This window comes from Paenibacillus chibensis (assembly GCF_004001045.1).
GTDB lineage: Bacteria > Bacillota > Bacilli > Paenibacillales > Paenibacillaceae > Paenibacillus_AQ > Paenibacillus_AQ chibensis.
Genome location: NZ_BIMK01000012.1, coordinates 68233 through 89253 on the forward strand (window position 1 = coordinate 68233; position 21021 = coordinate 89253).

The 21021-nt window shown below is 51.2% G+C and carries 17 protein-coding genes; 11 read left to right on the forward strand and 6 right to left on the reverse strand.

Annotated elements, in window-relative coordinates; translation table 11 throughout:
* Positions 1-98 precede the first annotated feature (98 nt).
* Positions 99-830: an alpha/beta hydrolase gene (locus PCH05_RS11810; RefSeq protein ID WP_127602591.1), complete on the reverse strand. Its 732-nt coding sequence runs from the start codon at positions 828-830 to the stop codon at positions 99-101.
* 257 nt (positions 831-1087) lie between these two features.
* Between PCH05_RS11810 and pdhA the strand changes: the two genes are divergently transcribed.
* From pdhA to PCH05_RS11845, 7 genes are all read left to right on the forward strand, one after another.
* Positions 1088-2155: a pyruvate dehydrogenase (acetyl-transferring) E1 component subunit alpha gene (gene pdhA, locus PCH05_RS11815; RefSeq protein ID WP_127602592.1), complete on the forward strand. Its 1068-nt coding sequence runs from the start codon at positions 1088-1090 to the stop codon at positions 2153-2155.
* Positions 2156-2218: 63 nt separating this feature from the next.
* Complete coding sequence (locus PCH05_RS11820; protein ID WP_127602593.1) at positions 2219-3199, forward strand: alpha-ketoacid dehydrogenase subunit beta; 981 nt, start codon at positions 2219-2221, stop codon at positions 3197-3199.
* A 32-nt stretch (positions 3200-3231) separates the two neighbouring features.
* Positions 3232-4557, forward strand: coding sequence for a dihydrolipoamide acetyltransferase family protein (locus tag PCH05_RS11825; RefSeq protein ID WP_127602594.1), 1326 nt, complete (start codon positions 3232-3234; stop codon positions 4555-4557).
* A 3-nt stretch (positions 4558-4560) separates the two neighbouring features.
* Complete coding sequence (lpdA, locus tag PCH05_RS11830; RefSeq protein ID WP_127602595.1) at positions 4561-5982, forward strand: dihydrolipoyl dehydrogenase; 1422 nt, start codon at positions 4561-4563, stop codon at positions 5980-5982.
* A gap of 368 nt (positions 5983-6350) precedes the next feature.
* A complete protein-coding gene (locus PCH05_RS11835; protein WP_127602596.1) occupies positions 6351-7145 on the forward strand; it encodes a thymidylate synthase in 795 nt (264 codons plus the stop codon).
* 42 nt (positions 7146-7187) lie between these two features.
* On the forward strand, positions 7188-7673 hold the full coding sequence (locus tag PCH05_RS11840) for a dihydrofolate reductase (RefSeq protein ID WP_127602597.1): 486 nt from the start codon (positions 7188-7190) through the stop codon (positions 7671-7673).
* 196 nt (positions 7674-7869) lie between these two features.
* A complete protein-coding gene (locus PCH05_RS11845; protein ID WP_127602598.1) occupies positions 7870-9357 on the forward strand; it encodes a glutamate synthase subunit beta in 1488 nt (495 codons plus the stop codon).
* A 54-nt stretch (positions 9358-9411) separates the two neighbouring features.
* Here PCH05_RS11845 and PCH05_RS11850 read toward each other — a convergent pair whose 3' ends face one another.
* Entirely contained in the window at positions 9412-10203 is a 792-nt protein-coding gene (locus tag PCH05_RS11850) for a hypothetical protein (RefSeq protein ID WP_127602599.1), read from the reverse strand.
* 184 nt (positions 10204-10387) lie between these two features.
* Here PCH05_RS11850 and PCH05_RS11855 point away from each other — a divergent pair, with 184 nt between their 5' ends.
* The 4 genes from PCH05_RS11855 to PCH05_RS11870 are packed head-to-tail and all read left to right on the forward strand — an operon-like array spanning position 10388 to position 14201.
* Positions 10388-11599 carry a tetratricopeptide repeat protein gene (locus PCH05_RS11855; RefSeq protein WP_127602600.1) on the forward strand — a complete coding sequence of 404 codons (1212 nt, stop codon included), beginning with the start codon at positions 10388-10390 and terminating at the stop codon, positions 11597-11599.
* A complete protein-coding gene (locus PCH05_RS11860) occupies positions 11559-12299 on the forward strand; it encodes a glycosyltransferase (RefSeq protein WP_127602601.1) in 741 nt (246 codons plus the stop codon). Before PCH05_RS11855 ends, PCH05_RS11860 begins: the two co-directional genes overlap by 41 nt.
* Positions 12296-13426: a glycosyltransferase family 4 protein gene (locus tag PCH05_RS11865; RefSeq protein WP_127602602.1), complete on the forward strand. Its 1131-nt coding sequence runs from the start codon at positions 12296-12298 to the stop codon at positions 13424-13426. The genes PCH05_RS11860 and PCH05_RS11865 overlap by 4 nt, the downstream gene beginning before the upstream one ends.
* Before the next feature lie 7 nt (positions 13427-13433).
* Positions 13434-14201, forward strand: coding sequence for a class I SAM-dependent methyltransferase (locus tag PCH05_RS11870; protein ID WP_246049498.1), 768 nt, complete (start codon positions 13434-13436; stop codon positions 14199-14201).
* Between the two features lie 36 nt (positions 14202-14237).
* On the opposite strand, the gene PCH05_RS11875 is transcribed toward PCH05_RS11870, so the two are convergent.
* The 4 genes from PCH05_RS11875 to PCH05_RS11890 are packed head-to-tail and all read right to left on the reverse strand — an operon-like array spanning position 14238 to position 20954.
* Positions 14238-15296, reverse strand: coding sequence for a glycosyltransferase (locus tag PCH05_RS11875; protein WP_127602603.1), 1059 nt, complete (start codon positions 15294-15296; stop codon positions 14238-14240).
* Positions 15297-15334: 38 nt separating this feature from the next.
* Positions 15335-17272, reverse strand: a complete 1938-nt coding sequence (locus PCH05_RS11880) for a glycosyltransferase (protein ID WP_127602604.1) — start codon at positions 17270-17272, stop codon at positions 15335-15337.
* A gap of 15 nt (positions 17273-17287) precedes the next feature.
* Complete coding sequence (locus tag PCH05_RS11885; protein ID WP_127602605.1) at positions 17288-18967, reverse strand: tetratricopeptide repeat-containing glycosyltransferase family 2 protein; 1680 nt, start codon at positions 18965-18967, stop codon at positions 17288-17290.
* Positions 18918-20954 (reverse strand): tetratricopeptide repeat-containing glycosyltransferase family 2 protein, encoded by a 2037-nt coding sequence (locus PCH05_RS11890; protein ID WP_127602606.1) that lies wholly within the window; start codon positions 20952-20954, stop codon positions 18918-18920. The genes PCH05_RS11885 and PCH05_RS11890 overlap by 50 nt, the downstream gene beginning before the upstream one ends.
* Between the last annotated feature and the right edge of the window lie 67 nt (positions 20955-21021).

Sequence of the window (21021 nt, forward strand, 5' to 3'; positions counted from 1 at the left end):
ATTTTATGAAAATAAAAAAGGTGAACCATCGACAACGTTCTGCTGTTGTATTCAACAAGCAAGTCATGGGCTCACCTTTTATGATGTTTATTTTGCGGTTAAGCGTGTAAAAAGTACTTTAGGGCGTCCGGCAGCTCTTTTTGCCAGAATCCCCATATATGCTTGCCGTCCTTTTCCGCGTAGGTGACCTTGGCGCCGCGGTCAAGAAGAAGTTCCCGGGTTTGACGGTTCAGCTCCACGAAGTTATGAACGCCATGATCACTTTCGAAGGCGGTCTCCTGCAGGCCGACAATCATGTAGATATCAAGCTGGGACAGGTCGTCCTGGGCTTCGTAGATGTCCTGGGAGGCCGGATAAAAGGCGCCGGACAGGCTGATGATTCGCTGAAACAGCTCCGGATAGCGGATGGCCAAATGAAGAGATACGCTTCCTCCAAGGGAATCTCCGGCGAGAACGCGCTCGGATGCTTCCCTTCTGACAGGATATTTGGCTTCGATGAAGGGAATAATCTCTTCTGCGAAGCAGCGGGTATACGCATCGAAACGGCTGCCGAACGGAGCGTATTCTTGCGTACGTACAGAGGTATCCACCTCTACACCCACTATAATGAAAGGTTCCGCATCGCCGTCCAGGATCAAATGATTGGCAGTTGTGGCGATCCGGCCAAAATTGAAAAATTCTTCACCGTCTTGGCAGTATACGACCGGGTAGCTCAAAATTTCATTGTATCCAGGCGGGAGGTAGACCCGAAGATTCCGTGTTTCATTGAGGAACTGGCTGTCAATTTGTTCTTTATTGATGGTCCGTTTCAGATATTTTGAATCCGTCATTCTCGTTCACCCTTCTGACCGTTGATTTTTCAGTTGAATATGTCCTTGAGTACCATCATCCATCTTCTGGCAATGTTCACGTTTTTGTCAAACACAAGGGATCTGTTGCACAATAAAATCAATACTGTTATACATACAAACCTTGATTATTGTGAAATTTAATCCGCAATAGCTTTGACGAAACGAATAAAACAGGTGTATAATAATTCTATAACAGCAGCACTTGATATTCAAATTTTTTTGTTGAGGTGAAGATAATGAGCAAGGTGCCTTATGAAGTGTATACCGAGGAAGTCGAAGCGCTTTCCGTGCTCTCTCCCGAAGGTGAAATCGTTAACAAAGATAAAATGCCTAACCTTACTGATGATCAGTTAAAAGAAATTATGTACCGTATGGTATTTACCCGTACCTGGGACGATCGTGCCGTAAACCTGGGACGTCAAGGCCGCCTCGGCTTCTACGCTCCGGTATCCGGTCAGGAAGCAACGATGGTCGGCAGTGAATACGCGCTGGAAAAAGAAGATTTCGTGTGCCCGGGCTATCGCGATATGCCGCAAATCGTGTGGCATGGCTTGCCGCTTTATCAAGCATTCCTTTATTCCCGTGGACACCAGCATGGTGGGGAAATTCCTGAAGGTGTCAATGTTCTGATGCCGCAAATTATCATCGGTGCGCAAATTTTGCATGCGATGGGTATTGCTATGGGCTTCAAACTGAAAAAACAAAAACATGTTGCTATCACTTATACAGGTGACGGCGGTTCTTCGGAAGGTGACTTCTATGAAGGTCTGAACTACGCCGGACGCTTCAAACTGCCAGTCATTTTCTTTGTGCAAAACAACGGTTATGCCATCACAACTCCTTTCGCAAAACAAACAGCAGCGTTGTCTATCGCTCACAAAGCAGTAGCAGCCGGCATCCGCGGCGTTAAAATCGACGGCATGGACGTGCTCGCTGTCATTAGTGCTGTTCAGGAAGCCGCAGAGCTGGCTCGTAAAGGCGAAGGCGCGACTCTGATCGAAGCTGTGACTTACCGTTTCCGTCCACACTCCTTGTCTGACGACGCTACCAAGTATCGTACGAAAGACGAAGAAGGCGAGTGGAACGAAAAGGATCCGATTACCCGCATGGCTAAATATCTGGAGAAAAAAGGCTTGTGGACTGAAGAAGACACGGCCCGCGTGAAAGAAGAAGCCAAAGCGAAAGTAAACGAAGAGATCAAAAAAGCGGAACAAACGGCTAAGATGACGGTTCCTGGCCTGATCGACAGCATGTTCGAGCAAACCCCGAAACATTTGGAAGAGCAAAAAGCCGATTTCCAATAAATTCGAAACAAACGTATTGCTGAAGCAACGTGAACAGTGAATGTTTAAGGAGGAAATGAAGCAATGGCACAAATGAATATGAAAGAAGCGATCCGCGACGCGCTGCGCGTGGAGATGAAGCGTGACCCGAATGTCATCGTGTTCGGTGAAGACGTGGGTAATGTTGGGGGCGTGTTCCGTGCGACGGAAGGCCTGCAAAAAGAATTCGGCGAAGAGCGTATTTTCGATACTCCGCTGGCCGAGTCCGCTATTGGCGGTATGGCGGTAGGTTTGGGAATCCAAGGCTTCCGTCCGGTAGCTGAAATCCAGTTCGTCGGATTTATTTACGAGGCACTTGACCAAATGTTCGTTCAAGCAGCTCGTATGCGTTACCGCTCCGGCGGCCGCTATAACGCTCCGATCGTGTTCCGCACGCCTTTCGGCGGAGGGGTAAAGGCAGCTGAGCTTCATACGGATTCCCTGGAAGGTTTGGCGATCCAGACTCCGGGTATTAAAGTGGTAGTGCCTTCGAACCCTTACGATGCAAAAGGCTTGTTGATCGCCTCGATCCGCGACAATGACCCTGTATTCTTCATGGAGCATTTGAACCTGTACCATGCGTTCCGCGCTGAAGTGCCTGAAGAGGATTATGTGGTGGAGCTGGGCAAGGCGAATGTGGTCCGCGAAGGTTCCGATGTTACGATCATCACTTACGGCATGATGGTTCACACGGCAACGAAAGCTGCCGAAGAGCTGGAGAAAACAAGCGGCATCAAAGCCGAAGTGATTGATCTGCGTACGCTCAATCCTTTGGATATCGATACCATTGTTGCTTCCATCAAGAAAACGAACCGCGCCATCGTGGTTCAGGAAGCGCAAAAAACTTCCGGCGTTGCTGCCGAAGTGATTGCTCAAATTAACGAGAAGGCTATTTTGCATCTCGAAGCGCCTGTACTCCGTGTTGCTGGACCGGACACAGTGTATCCTTTCGCGCAAATCGAAGATACTTGGCTTCCGACACCGGCTCGTGTAATTGCTGCAGTCAACAAAGTTATGGAATTCTAAGAAAAGCAGTCATTTGATTGGAGGTTGTAAAGGTGGCAAAATTTGAATATCGTTTCCCTGAATTGGGCGAAGGCCTGCATGAGGGCGAAATCATTAAAATGCATATCAAACCGGGTGATAAAGTAACGGACGACGACATCATCATGGAAGTGCAAAACGACAAGGCGGTTGTCGAAGTTCCGTGCCCGGTCAACGGTACCGTACAGGAAGTGCTGACAAAGGACGGTCAAGTGTGCCGCGTCGGCGAAATCGTTGCTATTATTGATGCGGAAGGCGAAATTCCTGAACAGGAAGCTCCTGCCGCTGATCATGGCTCTCAAGAAGCAGACGCAGCGAAAGGCAGCGCGGACACGACTTCCTCGCCTGCACAAAGCAGCCCTGAAGCCGCTAAAGAAGGCGGTCAAGGCACAGCTGCTCCGGCAGCTCCGAACAAAGAAGTGCTGGCTACGCCTAGCGTTCGCAAATTTGCCCGTGAGCAAGGTGTCGACATCACGCAAGTGAACGGCACAGGCAACAACGGCAAGATCACCAAGGAAGACGTGGAAGCCTTCAAAAACGGCGGCGGCCAGGCATCTGCACCTGCTGCAGCCGGTAAGAGCGAAGAGCAAGCGGCTCCAGCAGCATCGGCTGCCTCTACAGCTGCCGTGGATACGCGTGCCGAAGAAGAACGCGTTCCGTTTAAAGGCATCCGTAAAGCGATCTCCAACGCTATGGTTAAATCCGCATACACGGCGCCGCATGTTACCATCATGGATGAAGTGGACGTTACGGAGCTGGTGGCTTTCCGTACCCGCATGAAGCCGATCGCCGAGAAAAAAGGTACCAAGATCACTTATTTGCCTTTCATCGTTAAAGCACTGGTTGCGGCTTCCCGCCAATTCCCTGCTTTGAATGCGATGATCGACGAAGAGAACAACGAAATTGTGTACAAGAAATACTATAATATCGGTATCGCAACCGATACAGATAACGGTTTGATCGTTCCGGTTATCAAGGATGCTGACCGTAAGAGCATATGGATGATCGCTGACAGCATCCGTGACCTGGCAGCACGCGGCCGCGATGGCAAGCTGTCTCCGAACGAAATGAAAGGCAGCACGATCTCGATCACCAACATTGGTTCTGCCGGCGGCATGTTCTTTACTCCGATCATCAACTTCCCTGAAGTTGCGATTCTGGGTACCGGACGCATCTCCGAGAAACCTGTCGTGAAAAATGGCGAAATCGTAGCCGCTCCTGTGATGGCATTGTCCCTGAGCTTCGATCATCGCATCATCGATGGCGCAACGGCACAACATTTCATGAACTATATTAAATCGCTGCTCAGCAACCCTGAGCTGCTGGTTATGGAGGTATAAGACATGGTAGTAGGTGACGCTTCACTCGATATCGACACATTAGTAATTGGTGCAGGTCCCGGCGGTTATGTTGCTGCTATCCGCGCAGCGCAATTGGGTCAAAAAGTCCTGATCGTGGACAAATCCGAAGTCGGCGGCGTGTGCTTGAACCGCGGCTGTATCCCTTCCAAAGCCCTGATCGCAGCGGCTCACCAATATGAGTCTGCGAAGCATGGCGAAGCTTTCGGCGTAACCGCCGAAAACGTGAAAGTGGATTTCTCCAAAACCCAAGAATTCAAAAACAGCGTTGTTAAAAAGCTGACTGGCGGCGTAGCCGGTCTGCTCAAAGGCAACAAAGTTGAAGTTTTCAACGGAGAGTGTATGTTCATCAGCGAAAATGAAGCACGCTGCTTCAACGAGCATGAATCCCCACGCTACCGTTTCAAGCACTGCATCATTGCAACAGGTTCCCGTCCAATCGAGCTGAAAGCATTCCCGTTTGGTGGACGCATCATGTCTTCCACGGAAGCGCTGAGCCTGCCTGAAATTCCGAAGAGCCTTGTCGTAATCGGCGGCGGCTACATCGGAGCAGAGCTGGGTCAAATGTTCTCCAAATTCGGCACGAAAGTGACCATCCTCGAAGGATTGGATACGATCCTGAACGGATTCGATCCGGACATGACGAAGCTGGTTGTGAAGAGCATGAACAAAACCGGCGTTGAAATCATCACGAATGCCAAAGCCGAAAGCGCAGAGCAAACGGATAAAGACGTTACGGTTAAATATTCGGTGAACGGCGAAACGAAAGAAGTGACTGCAGACTACCTGCTGGTAACGGTTGGACGTCGTCCTAACACGGACGGAGACCTGGGCCTCGACCTGGTTGGCATCGAAATGACCGACCGCGGACTGGTTAAGGTTGACCATCAAGGACGCACGAACAAACCAAACATCTTCGCAATTGGCGACATCGTTGCCGGCCCTGCACTTGCACACAAAGCTTCTTACGAAGGTAAAGTAGCAGCGGAAGCCATTTCCGGCCATCCATCCGTGGTGGATTACAAAGTGGTTCCTGCCGTTGCATTCGTGGATCCTGAATGCGCAAGCGTAGGCTACACCGAAAAAGAAGCCAAAGAAAAAGGCTACAAAGCCAAAGCCGCGAAGTTCCCGTTTGCGGGTAACGGACGCGCGCTGTCTTTGAACAACCCTGACGGCTTCGTTAAATTGATTTTTGACGAAGAAAGCCAGTTGGTTCTGGGCTGCCACATTGCCGGTATCGAAGCTTCCAACCTGATTGCGGAGCTGGGTCTTGCCATCGAAATGGGTGCTACCCTTGAAGATATCGCTTTGACGATCCATGCGCATCCGACGCTGGGTGAAATCGTGATGGAAACCGCTGAGCTTGCGCTTGGCAATCCGATTCACGTGATCGCGCCACGTAAATAAGCACGGCTATATATAGCACTTGAGAGCAAGAGTCCTGGGATAACGGGGCTCTTGCTTTTTTACATATCAGATTTCTATTTTCTTAGGTCCGCGCTAAGTGCCAGGAGGGATTCGAAAGCCATACTCAATTTACTGGGCTGCTTTCAATGGAGTCCGGTTTAATTTAACTATTTTCTCCACGACAAGGTGCATGGTAAACTATTAGAAAGGTTCTTTCAGATGCACTTGCGAGGTGAATGACGTAAGGCATCCGGCAGGATCATCTGGACGATGACGTTATCAGACAGCCGATTGCGGTATTTCGGCAGGAACGGCCTTCACGATAGACTCCATTGTATATCGACAGATTGACGAAAGGGTTGACAAACATGCGTAATTACCTGGATTTATTGAATGACATACTGGAGAACGGAACGCCCAAAGAAGACCGGACGGGCACGGGGACGATCTCGGTGTTCGGCAGACAACTGAGATTTGACCTTGCGAAGGGGTTCCCTTTGCTCACGACGAAGCGGATTCATATCAAATCCGTCGTGCATGAACTGCTGTGGTTTCTGAGCGGGGATACCAACATCCGATACCTCAAGGAGAATGGCGTATCGATCTGGGATGAATGGGCTGATGAGAATGGGAATTTGGGCCCTGTATACGGTTCGCAATGGCGGAACTGGGAAGCACCGGACGGCACGCATATCGATCAGATCGCGAATGTCATTGAATCCATCAAACATAATCCAGATTCGCGCAGACATATCGTCAGCGCCTGGAATGTGGCGGAGATTGAGCAGATGAAGCTTCCGCCTTGCCATTTTGTCTTTCAATTCTATGTAGCGGGCGGCAAACTGTCCTGCATGCTCACCATGCGTTCCGTGGACACCTTCCTGGGCCTGCCGTTCAACATCGCCAGCTATGCCCTTTTAACGCATATGGTAGCCCAGCAGTGTGGTCTAGAGCCTGGCGAGTTTATCTGGTCCGGCGGAGATGTGCATATTTATTCAAATCATCTGGAGCAGGTTAAAACACAGCTCGATCGCGAGCCGTATGATCTGCCGCAGCTTGTCATCAAGCGTAAACCGGATTCTATTTTCGATTACACGTTCGAGGATTTTGAATTCGTGAACTATAAGCATCATCCCGGCATTAAAGCACCGGTTGCCATATAGCGCACCGATGCTCGCATATTCCCAGTAAAGGAGCTATGTAGGATGAGCATGACATTTATATGGGCCATGGGCTCTAACCGGGTCATCGGCCGGGATAACCATCTGCCCTGGCGTCTGCCGAGAGATATGGCGTTTTTTAAGGAACAAACGATCGGCAAGAAGATTCTAATGGGAAGAAAAACCTGGGAATCCTTTGGGGCCAAGCCTCTGCCGAACCGAGTTAATGTGATCTTGACGCGCGATCCGGATTATACCGCACAAGGTGCCCAAATCATTCATACGATAGATGAAGCGATAAAGCTGGGTAAGGAAGAGGAACTTATGGTCATCGGAGGAGCGGAGATTTACCGGTTACTGCTTCCTTATGCGGATTGTTTGGTCGTTACAGAGATCGATCAATCCTTCGAAGGAGATACCTTCTTTCCCGAATTTCCTGAATCCGAATGGAAATGTATTCAGGAAGTACAAGGAATCCGAGATGACAAAAATCCGTATGATTACTGGTTTCGCACGTATATTCGCGTCTAGATTCTGTGACTGGTTTCCATCCAAATGTAAGTAGCGTGTCAAATAGTACAAATTATTATTCGGATAATCCATTTAATATACAAAGATTGAGATGCTACTATAATTGAAATATCATTGTGTCGTTAGATAGATTGAACTTGCAGAGAAAAAGTTGAGTGCGAAATCAACAGGAAAAGAACGGATGGGGGAACACGTCATGTCAACACCAACAGGATTTATGGAATACAGCCGCCAGCTGCCGGCGGATCGCGAACCGGCTGAACGCATCAAAGACTGGGAGGAATTCCACAAGCATTTGTCCGAAGAAGAGCTGCGTACGCAGGGAGCGCGCTGCATGGATTGCGGCACGCCATACTGCCACACAGGAATTGACATGGCAGGAGGGACATCCGGCTGCCCGGTGAATAATCTGATTCCGGAATGGAATAATCTGATCTACCGTGGACTATGGAAGGAAGCGCTCGACCGTCTTCATAAAACGAATAATTTTCCGGAGTTCACGGGGCGGATTTGTCCGGCTCCTTGCGAAGGCTCCTGCACGGTAGGGCTGATTGGCCAGCCGGTTACGATTAAGACAATCGAGCAGGCGATCATCGATAAGGGCTTTGAAGAGGGATGGGTCGTTCCGAATCCGCCGGAAAAACGGACTGGCAAACGAGTAGCCGTTGTCGGATCCGGACCTGCGGGACTTGCGACCGCGGCACAGCTGAACAAGGCGGGTCACAGCGTAACGGTGTACGAGCGGTCGGATCGCATCGGCGGACTGCTGATGTACGGTATTCCATCCATGAAGCTGGATAAAGCCGTCGTACAGCGTCGCGTGGATTTACTGGCGGCTGAAGGCATTCGTTTCGTAACGAATACCGAGATCGGCAAGGATATTTCCTCGCAGCAGCTTGTCGACGATTACGATGCGGTTGTTCTTTGCGGTGGCGCCACGAAGCCGCGTGAGTTCAACATTGAAGGCAGCGGCCTGAAAGGCGTCCATTATGCGATGGATTATCTCAACGGCACGATTAAGAGCCTGCTGGACTCCGGCCTTCGTGACGGGCAGTACCTCTCCGCGGAAGGCAAGGACGTCATCGTCATCGGCGGCGGTGATACCGGTTCCGACTGCGTGGCCACATCGCTTCGTCACGGATGCAGCAGTGTAACCCAATTCGGTACGCATGAGATGGCTCCGCTTGAACGCGATCCGATTCAAAATCCGTGGCCGCAATTTCCGAATGTGTACACGCTCGATTATGCGCAGGAAGAAGCCAAAGCGCTGTACGGCAAAGATCCGCGCGAGTTTTCCATTATGACGACCAAGTTTGTGGGCGATGAGGAAGGCAATCTGCAAGAGCTGCATACGGTACAGATCAAACGGATCGTAGACGAAACCGGACGCAAAATTTATCAGCCGGTTCCGGGTACCGAAAAAGCATTCAAAGCGCAAATGGCGCTGATCGCCATCGGCTTTGACGGTCCGGAGCAAACGATCGTGAATCAGCTCGGACTGGAAACAGACCGCAGATCGAATGTAAAGGCATCGTACGGAAAGTATCAGACAAGCGTGGAAAAAGTGTTTGCCGCAGGCGATATGCGTCGCGGTCAAAGCTTGGTCGTATGGGCGATCAACGAAGGACGCCAGGCAGCACGCGAAGTGGACAAATACTTGATGGGCTCGACGGTACTCGTTTAAAACATACGTAGAATATAGAAGACTTCCCGATTTCAAAGGGGAGTCTTTTTTTGTTTACCATTCTTCGAGCATACGAAACGTGACGAAGATTTCATCGGAGCCATCCATCGCGCTAACCACCAAAGTGAGGGGCTGATCTTCGGGCAAATTGGCCAGGTTATTATCGTTAAACGGGATGACGGCATTAAAATAAGCTTCCGAGGCTCCATAGGTTTGCCCTTCGTAGATTACCTGGCCGCCGGTGACGGTCGTGCAGGTGAAGTTGACCATGAGAGCCGTGCTGTCGGTTGGAATATCGGTCGTCGGTGTCGGGAAATATTGAAAGCTGCCGTCGACCGTTCCGCCTTGGACCATTTTATACCTGACGGGGAGAGACGATATAATTTCGACGCCTTGGGCATAGAGTGCAGCGCCAAACTGCTCCGGAAGCGTAAAATCAGGGACTCTTTGGTAGCTCATGACCGCCTGTTCGGAAGCGGTGAGCAGAATGTGATTCCGGAAGTCCGAGGTGATCCGGCGTGCAAGGGTCGGAGATATGGAAATTGGGGTGTATTCATTGTTTGCGTTTGCTGCAAACATTTGCACCGTCACCCTGTTCATGGAGACATAAAAGAGGAATTGGGCAAAATCAAAAAAAGCGGGATATTCCCGGATGACAACACCGTTTGGAGGCATCGTGACGGTTTCCTGAGCGAATAATTGCTTGGATCCCGATACGCTGAAGCCTTCGAAGTATATATTTACGTTATACCCGCAGTTATTCACGAATATTAACGAGTATTGCGTGTAGACGCGCCCTTCTGCTTGTGCAACATTAGCGATGACCTCCGATGAAAGAACCGGCATGTGCGCCCCTCCTTTACCCTAAAATGAAAAGATACGTTGCATGCTTTTTAGATCAATATATGAATTCAAAGAAGAAGCATTGAGGGCTGAGACAGGAAAAAGGCGGTCTTATTTTTGGAATCACTTTGCTCTTTGGCATCGCATATCATGAAGCACAGTTAAAACCGCTGCCGGGAGTGACCCTATGAAATATGATATTTGGGGCAATGAGACATGGGAACATTTTGCGTATAAACAGCTTTTAGAGTCCTTTCCTGGGGGAAATGAATTTGTTTATAGGGGAAAAGGTTCGCCGCCGGGCAGTCATGAGCCTATCCCGGTACGTTTTGCCCCTGCGGTTGATCTTGATGCGCCAAGAAATCACGAGTATGCCGCAATCGTATGCTCCCCCTTTTGGATTCATCAGGCGCTGGGTTCAGGTTACAGCAAGGTTTTTTTCATTATGGAGCCTTGTCCCGCAGGTGTGCAGCGGGAGGTATGGGAGAAATACAGCGGTTTGCTCGCGGAAGCGGCAGACCTCATCATCACAGGTTCGGAAAAGATCTACCTTGAGCAGTGCCTAAGAAGAAGAAACGTTGTCTGGTGGGACGCCGGAGTTGTCGATTCTGGGGAAAATCAAAGGCTTGTGGGTACGTTCGTAGAGCGGGTATTCAGGGAGGAATCGCTGGAGCCTTGCATGCGGGAACAGTGGAAGCAGCGGATCCGTGCATACTGCAGGCTTCGCGAGGATGTGGGCAATCATGAGACGATCAGCTATCTCCTAGCGTCCTATCACTATTTTCTTGGGGAGCAACAGGCGAGAGAGCTTCTGCTGCAATCATTCGAAACGGTACTGCTCAGGGAACATAACGGAACCCTGCATTCGCATTATCGATTCTTGTCTGCCATGGAGGCTCAGCAGGGGCAATTGGAGCGTGCCGTCTATACGTATGCGATCACGGCGGTGCTGCCGGAAGAAAAGGAAGCGCTGGCAAGAATGGAGCGGTGGGCGGCGATGGATCGATTCCATCTGCTGGAGGCCGAGCTGTATCTGGCGAATGATGATTTTGCGGCGGCGGAAAGAGCCGCTCTGGAGGATGCATCGGAAGAGGCGGAGCATTTCCTGATAGATCTCTATCTAAGACAATGGATGTGGAAAAAGGGGCTGCGATTCATGGAAAGTCTTCATCTGAAGGAGCATCAAGGCCTGTCGATTGATCAAATTCGGGCAACGCTGCTTTGGATACGGAACCAGAAGCATGAAGCGGTGACGCAGCTGCTGCGCGCATCGCTGCTGGACTGGAATATGCTGCTTGCCTTCGCGGAAAACGACCTTATACTGCGAGGATGCGAGCAGATGAAAGAGAGGCTGAATCATGAAGCTGGATCTGAAAAGAATACGCAAAGCGAAGGATAACCGTCTTACGGCAGTCATGCAGGTCCGCAATGAAGAAGAAGGCATGCTGGAGGAGGTTCTGGAGGATTTGAGCCGGTATGTGGATGAGATCGCCATTGTGGATGATGCCAGTACGGATGAGACCGTTGCCTTATGCCGCAAGTACCCGAAGGTGAAGCATCTTATGACACTCCCACAATCGCATTTTGACCGGGAATGGCTGCTGCGCAAACAGCTGTGGGAGCTTGCATGCTCCACCGATCCGGATTGGATCCTTGCCGTCGATGCCGATGAAATCTACGAAGATAAAGCAAAGGCCCATATGAGAGAGCTGATGGATCAGGATCAGTTTGACTGGGTCGGATTCAGGCTGTTTGATTTGTGGGGAGACAGGACCCATTATCGCGAAGACGAGCATTGGCAAATCCACCGCAGGCACACGCGCACGCTGGTCCGTTATATCCCGGGCTACCATTATTTTTATCCGCCAATGGATCATCATGTCCCCCGCCTGCCACTCAGCTATGCCGCATTGCCGGGATTTTTGGCCGAACTGCGCGTGAAGCATTATGGATGGGCTGTCAGCCGCGAGAAGCTGAATGAGAAATATGCGCGTTATATGGAGCGCGATCCGGATGGGCGTTGGGGGAGCCTCGCACAGTACCGGTCGATTTTGGATGACAACCCCCGGCTGGTCGAGTGGAGTGATGAACAAGCATGAAGGAGGTCGGTATTCTGACCCACAGCTTCGTCGATGCGTATAACGGCAACATGGATAACATTTATGGCGGCGGACTGGAGCGGTACTTGTATGAATTATGCGGGATGATTACGGAACTGGGATATAGCCCGCAGGTTCATCAACTTTCATATTGTGGCGATTTTGAGAAAGACATCGGACCGGTTCAGGTGTACGGATACGACTGTCAGCAGAGCAGTCCCGTTCAAGTCTTCAATCAAATGACGAAGGCCGCAAAGGGGCCGCTGATTTATTCGAGCTTCATTTGGGAGCCGATCGAATACAAGCCCGGGAGCCTGGGGATCTGCCACGGAATCAATTGGGACTACCATGCCTCTTCTGCCGCGCATAAAGCCGAGGTAGGCAGAAACATACAGCACGCCCTTCAACATTTGAAAAAGATCGTGAGCGTGGACTCTCATTTTTTGACCTTTTGCCGAGCCTCCTGTACGTTTGCCGATCCGAATCAGGTCGTTCTTCTTCCCAATGCGGTGGATACGGCATGGTTTACTCCCGGAGCCAGGTGGAGAGGGCTGGAGAAGGGGGATGATCGGATCCGCATTCTTTTTCCGCGGCGGATCAGTTTGGAGCGGGGCATCATTCCCATGATGCTGATAGCCGGCAGGCTGCTTGAGGAGGATCACAGCATATGCATTGAATTTGCGGGCGAGGTCATCGATCACAATCTAATAACAAAGGTGTTCCGGCAGTGGATGGAGAGCAGTCCCCACCGGGAGCGGATTTTGCATCGCAGCTATACCTTTGACGAAATGAAGGAAGCTTACCAGCAGGCGGACATTGCCGTCATACCGACGATTTTTTCCGAGGGAACGTCTTATTCCTGCCTGGAAGCGATGAGCTGCGGCTTGCCTGTCGTCGCAGGGAATATCGGCGGTTTAAATGATCTGATTCTGGACGGATATAACGGATTATTAGTCAGTCCTACCGAGGAAGATCTGTATCGGGCCGTTCATACTTTAGTCAAGCATTCGGAGCTTCGACATTATTTGGGGGCTAATGCGCGGGCTGTCAGCCGGGCTTTTGACATCGGCATTTGGCGGGAGAAGTGGAAGGAAACGCTTCGCTCTTATTTGGAACAGGAGGGCTGAAAGTGCCATGCATATGAAAAGGAATCCGGATACGATCGGCACGGCGCACGAGGAAGAGCAAAAGCAGCTGTGGGAGAATCTTTGGGGTAGAGGCGTTTCCTACCGATGGGATGCGTTAAGTGAGCTCGTATTGAATGCCCTGCTGGAGACTACAGGTCCAGTTCGCGACAAAAAAATTCTCGAAGCAGGCTCGGGTACCGGTAAAATATCGCTCCGTCTCGCCATGGAGGGAGCGGAGGTTACGCTCGTGGATTATGCGCAGCAGGCTTTGGAACAGTCCCGATTGGCATTCAGGATGAAAAACAGAACCGCCGAATTCGTTCAGGCCGATATCCGCAGCATACCTGCGGAAGATAACCGGTATGATCTATGCTGGAACGCCGGGGTGCTGGAGCATTTTTCGAATGAGGAAAAAATCAGAATCATGCAGGAGTTGGCCAGGATCACCAAGCCCGGAGGCAGCATCATCGTCTTGGTGCCATACAGCTGTTGTCTGCCTTACCGGATCGGCAAAGCCTATGCTGAGCAGGCGGGTTCATGGCCATACGGTGTCGAAATGCCGGTAACTTCCCTGAAAGATCCGTTTACTGCCGCAGGTCTTCGTCTGATCGATGAACGGGGAATCGGATTCCTACAAAGTCTGGAATTTCTCGATTTCATGCCGGGGCTTGGACTCTGGAAGGAATGGTTGAGAGGTTGGTATGATGAATTGGATACAGACGAACAGCGGCATTTTCCCGGCTATTTGCTGCTTGCGCACGGCAGGAAGTCTTAACGATATATCCAAAGCCCCCGGAGGAAGCGGATACCTTCAGATGGGCTTTTCGTATTTTTGCATGAATGTTTCGATGATCCGATCCTTGATGAAGTCGGCCCGGCTAGCCCAGCTTTCGTGGCGGGCAGCATCTTTTCTGGCAGAGACAAGCTCGGGTGATCGATCATGCAGAAGGGCTTCATCCAGATGCCGCAGGAACTGGGCAGGGGAACGGCCGATCCGGACATGCTTTTGCATGCGGACTTCCGGCAGATCCGTACTGATCACAGGCAGCCCCGCTGCCATATACTCATACATTTTGACCGGATTGGCAGCCTTCGTCACCTTGCGAACCTCAAAAGGAATGATCGCGGCGTCAAAATAGCTGGCGTAGCGCGGTAGATATTCATAATCCCGGTCACCCAGCCAGTGAACGTTGGGTAGGTCGGTGAGGGTGTTAGGCCCGCCACAGCTTATTTGGCCTACGAAGACAAACGTGTAATGGGGTCTTTCCGTTGCGAGCATGCGGATGAGGGGATAGTCAAGCCATGAGGCGACGGCTCCCCAGAAACCGATGACCGGTTCCGTAGTCCTGCAGAGCCGCATATCCTTCTCACTCGGGAGCAGGCCGGGAGAAAATGGATCGGTAGTTGAAAAATGCAAATCATCTGCAGCATTGTGGACCAGGTGTACGTTTGGATGTTTCGGTGCTGCTGCTTCGTAAATGATTTGCGATGCGCAAAAAACGATGTCAGCCGCCTGGATTTTGCGGTCTTCCCATTCGGCAAAAGGGGCAAATTCCTCCTCGGTCGTATCCGCCAAATCGGAGATGACGAGGCTGTTTTGAAAGTCGGTAAGACGCTCCACATAAGGTCCATGGGTCAGCCACATGACATAAGGGCGTTTCAGGTCCAAGGCATGGATATCCTGACATACCGCCAGGTGCTCATTTAGTACGACAAAAGGATGATCGGGATCCTGCGTAACATTACAGTAGATGACATTGAATCCGAGCAGGCTCAAGTGATACAGCAATTGCTGCGGGCGTTGGCGGTGGGTCTGGTAATCAAAGCAGGGAAGATAGAGCACGGGCGGCATGGTTAGCGGTTCGCTCATCGTTGTTCTCCTTTACATGTGAATGTTACAAATGGATGTTACAAGTGAATGGATACAGCACGCAGCAAAAGCGGAAAGCTCAGTTTCTGCTGAAGCTTCAGAGGGTGATACAGCTTCGCCATTTCTGTCCTGCAAAGAGCTTTGGCCGCCAACGCGTAGGGCTCATCTAAGCACTGCTCCAGTCGATAGACAGCCATCTCCAGACATGGTCTTGAGCCGCAGCGCACTCCCAGAGCAGCATATAGCAGAAGCTCAGCCATCGAAGGGGGCTCGGCTTCGGGTGCTTCTGTCTCCATCCAGTTCTGGCACCAACCCTCGATGAACTGGACTGGAGCAGATATCAGGGCGTTTGTGACCGCGGCAGAAAACGAATGAATGGAACGCTGTCGGGTAAGCTCCGCGAGCAGGCGACCGGCTTGCGCGTACGCCCTGCACTGAAGAAAGATTTGAAGTGCCGTCAGCATACGGACAGGTTCCGGCGGGTCTGATGTCAACCCCGTCAGATAACCATGCACGGACCCGAGCGGAGAATGCATGCTTCGCAGACGCTCAGCAAGTGGTTCCGCAGCTTCCGCATCTCCGGCTTTCCAGGCGGCAGCCCAGAGGTAGGCGAGATAAAAAGGATCGTCGGGCTGGAAAATTCGGCAGCGAACGATTTCTTCATATAGCTGGCTGCCTGGTTCGGGTGCATACTGGCTCATCAGGGCGATCCAGGATCGCCTTGGCTTATCCAGGGTAGGAAGCTTGGAGACAAGATCCAGCAAGGAATTCTCGCCGGTAGTTAAAGCCGTGGCAATCAACAGATTCTGCTTCTCAGGCGATAAAGGCGATACGCTATAGACGAGCCATTCAAACCATGTGTCAGAGCGTCGCAGCAAAAGAGACAGCTGCAGCGCATCGCTCCACGCCGGAAGAAAATTTTGGCTGGTCAGCAGGGCGTGTTTGTAATGTACAAGAGCTTGCTCCGGCTTCAGCAGCTTTTCGGACAACCGGCCGGCGAGCCATTGAGTCCGGAATGTGCCGCTTCCGGAGGAGGTCGAATATTTATGGTGAGGGACGCCCAGTGCGGCTGCTCTTAACATCGACTGGTATGCTTCTTCATACTGGCCAGCCCGATAAAGCAAAAGTGCCTTGAATTCTTGTAAATCCGTAAAGTCGGAGTATTCCTTGAGGCCGCGCGCGGCAATTTGTTCTGCCATCTCGTTCAGACCTGTCATATGGGAGGCATAAGCCGTTTTCAAATAGACATCCGGCAGGTAACCGGGCTCCGGTTGGCGATGCAGATCAAGGACAGGGATGAAATGCTCCAATGAAGCGGCGTACTGGCCATCCTGGAAATACTCGACGCCCAGCGCGTTACGGAGCTGTAGGTCTAACGGCTTCTGCCGAAGCTCGGAGCGAATGATTTCCTCATTGCGCTTATGTTTGTGCTTCCGCTCCAGCTCAGATTGCATGTAGCCGTAATGTTTAATTTTCATAGGAGCATAAGGAATAGGCTGTCCGGTGAGCTCGATGATGCCCTCGGCGGCATTCTCATGGATCGCTCCGCGAAAGCGGATGAACGGATGGTTGCGAAACAGCCGGCATACCGCATCCGTAAAATAATCCTCCTCGGAGCCTTGGCCGTAGTAGCTGACAAAGGGAATTAAATAACCCGCCGTTTGCTCATTATTGATCAGCGCCGCCAGCTGCTCAGGATCCCATGTATCGGCTTCTTCATCGGCATCGAGAACAAGGATCCATGAACAGGAGGCGTGTAACATCACCTGATTCCGGGCTTCGGCAAAATGATTTTCCCATGCAATCGGAATGATCCTTGCCCCGAAAGACGCGGCAATTTGCGCCGTCCGATCACTGGAGCCGGTATCCCCGATGAGGATTTCGGAGACCAGATTTTTTACGGACTCCAGACATCTCGCCAGATGGTTTTCTTCATTTTTGACGATCATGCATAGTGAAATATCCAAGGGAAGCATATTCGGAAAGCTCCTTTATTCGAGATCCTCAAACCAAGGGAGAATGCGCACTGCTTTGCGAAGTACAGCGTAATCGGGATGACGGGCGGATGCCTGGAGCAGATGGGTTTCCGCAAACGCCGTCAGCAAGCGGGCTGCAGTCCTGGCTTTTCCGGGCAGGGCTACACCTGATGAGGAGGAGAGAGGGGAGATCAAGTGCAGAACATCATTCAGCGCTTGCCCGGAAAAGCCATTATAATACGTGCATTCCATCCTTCTGTCCTCCGCTAGCGCGCTTAAGTCATCATGATCGGGCTGAATTAAATGTGGAGGATGTGGAGATACCGTGGCCGGTGCTGGCTTCTGCTGAGCATTCATGGTGGGGGAAATCCGGGAGCTCGTGCTTTTAGCCAGCTGTTTGCACATCCCCAGTAAAGGCTCGTTTTGGCGGGAATGTTCCAAAGCACTAGCCTGCTCGAGAACGTTCATTGCGGCGTCATAACAGCGATGCTCGGCGAGAATACCGGCTAATTTCTGGGGCTCGGCTGAAGTTCGGAGCTTGATTGTTTCTTGGAGCCTAGAGGCGATAAGCGATTCTTGCCGATTTGATTTCATGATCCGGATGAGTTTATTCAAGGCCTGACGCATACCGGGTTCCAATTGCAGAGCTTTCATGTACCAGTGAATTGCCTGGATATCATCACCGATTTCTTCCTGAAGCTGTCCCAAGCCGAAAGCGGATAGATACGTCCCGGCGCCTGTTTCCGTGTGATAATGCATGGGAGCTGGACCTTGAGTAACGGCTTCGATGAAGCTTTTCTCGGCATGAAGATGTTGACCTGCGGAGAACTGAATGACACCCATCAAGTGCCAAAGGTCAGTATAATCCGGAAAGGATTTAAGGCCATCGCGGCAGACCTGAACCGCCTCATCCGATTTTACAAGCGAGAGCAGGCACCGGGCTTCATATTTGAAGAGCAGATGGAAATAGCTGATCTCTGGATCCGCATGCTGCTTTGCCTGCCTTAGATGGATCAGCGCCGATTCATAATCATTCATCCGCATGCATTCTACGGCCATATTGTAATGATGAAACGGATCGTCGGGTTCCTGTTCCAGCGCGAGGCGCAAAAGCTCCACGTTCCGGCGGATTTTGTCTCTCGAAACTACCATGCTGCCACTGTATCCGTAATGATGGATTTTCACGTTCGAAATATGCAGCATGGCCATAGGACGGTGTTTGGTAATGGAGGCGGCAATTTGCTCGTGAATCCTTCCTTGAAAACGGTGCTCCGGTCGCCGCCGGAACATGCGAAGGAGCGGGTTGACGGTAGCCGTCGCCGAATGGATATTTTCGCTGATATGGTTATGGACCTGCAGAAAAAAGCCCTCGTATTCCATATGACGGGCGCAGACGAGCAGTTCTTCGGCATCCCCGGCATCCAGCTCTTCATCCGCATCCATAAAAAGAATCCATGGGAAACGAGCGCGTGTAAGTCCCGCATTCCGTGCTTGGGCAAAATCGCCTTCCCACGGGATTTCAATGACCGTTGCCCCGAATCGGCGGGCTATGGATATCGTATGATCGGTAGAGCCCGTATCGACGATGATGATCTCGTCAACGACGCTGTGTACGCTGCTCAGGCAGCGGGTCAAATTAGCGGCTTCATTCTTGACGATCATGCAGAGGGATATTCCGCTCGGCGGTCTCTTCATGGCTGCGTCTCCTTTGCCTGTCGTTCCAGATCGTGTGCCACTTCGAACGTTCCAGCTGTCCGATAGCCAGCTGCAGTTGGCCTGCTTCCTGTAACAGGACATCCTTCTCCGGTGTGGTGGATTGCGTCTGCTGCAGGCACGCAGCGGCCAGATGCAAGTAGCACAGGGCAGCTCCGATTTTTGAACGATCGTGCGAAGGGTCATTCAGTACGATATTTTCGAACAGGCGAACAGCTTCGTCGTAATGTCCTTTATCGTAGATCATTTCGGCCAGCATATGTGCACCTTCATCATCCAGCGTCTGATTCTCCAGCAGTGAAATCAGCCAATCGGCTGAAGCCATCGTATAGCCTTCCTGGTATAAGGCTTTGGCGAATGCGACTGCTGCGCTGCCGGTTAGTGCGGCTAGCTTTCGGGCCATATCGATCATCCCCACAGCTACCGACTGCCGAATTAGCCGTTCCGTCCAATCGTCTGCATCCAGCTCTTGAGACGTTAGCTGTGAATCTACTTCTACCGAAGAGATTGCGTGATCAATCCACTCCATGGAGCGACGGGGCACTTCACTTAAAAACGTCCAAATCGACGTTTCGAGTTGTCCGGTCAGCTGCCATTGGGACAGCACATGCAAAAGCTCACGCTCAGCGCAAGGTATGGGATTCACACTTGCCGCGTGGTAGAAGAAGGAACGGGCTTCTTTGAATTTCTTCAACCGCAGCATCGATGAGCCGTACATGATGCTGATGGATTCATCCGTGATCCACTCCGGCGGAGTTAAACGAACGATTTCCGAATCTGCGCCGATTTGGTCAAGTGCTTCTAGCAGCAGTCGCCACTGCACCAGAGTATGTGGTTGTTGGATCTGGAGAAGAAGCTCGCTGATTTCCTCGTCCGTTGCATTCAGTCGGTGAAATGCGGCAGCAAGACCTAAGACAGCGGGAGAATAGGAGGGAAGCAGACAAACGGCTTCGTGAAAAAGCTTGGCGGCTTGCTCATGCCGAGTTAGCTTCAGGGCGATTTCTCCCATGCGGGTCCATGGTTTATAGCTGTTCATTCCATTTTCGGTGACATAGAGCTCAGATGTAGATGCGGTGGCATTTCGGTATGCATCCATTGCTTTTTCCCATAAACCCTGTTTTTCCAGGCATTCGGCTTGAATATAGTGAAGATCCGCATAACCCGGATAATACTGCAGCTCCCTCAGGCAGATCAATCCAGCCTCTTCCGGTTCGTTCAGCTCAAGCGTGATTTTGGCCAGATCCCTCATTAATGTCGGTCTGAAGGCGGCGGTTACGGGAACGAGCAGCCTGGCTTGGAGCATATAGGCTTTAGCCTCCGCGAGATGGCCGATCTGGCACTGGATGATTCCCGCATGGTAAAGGTAATAGGCGTTATCAGGCTCTTTATCAAGAGCTTGCATAAGTATGCGGTAATTCCGGTTTAGCTTGTTCTTGCCGTGCATCGTCACAGCTTGATAACCCGTATGTTCAAATTCGACGCTAGAATCTCCTATCGTTTCATTTCCGGCAAAAAGGAGAATGGATGGCTCAATTTCCTCATGAATGGTTCCTTGAAAACGATACTCCGGCCTGTTTCTGAATAGCCGAAGCGATCGGTGACGCACAGACTGTTCCCCTTCCGCATCCAGCAGGTTAGTCACGAACACATTATATGCTTCGCGCTGAGTTCCTTCTATGAGGTCCCGGATGTGATCCATAGGCGTCATGAGCCGCTCATCCGCATCGATCACCAGAATCCAGTCTGTTCCGGCGTGGCGTAATGCTTCATTTCTGGCGGCGGAAAAATCATTCTGCCATCCCATCTTTATGATTTGGGCTCCGTACTCTTCTGCAATCGATACGGTATGGTCCTCGGAGCCTGTATCCAATACGATGATTTCGTCGGCATTTTTAACCGACTCGAGACAATGACGAAGCACGTCTGACTCGTCTTTCACGATCAGATGGATTCCGATTGTGGTATGCATACATCTTCCTCCTGATTGGAGAGGATGCGGCAGCCCGCATCTTCTCCGATGGCTTATACGGAAATAT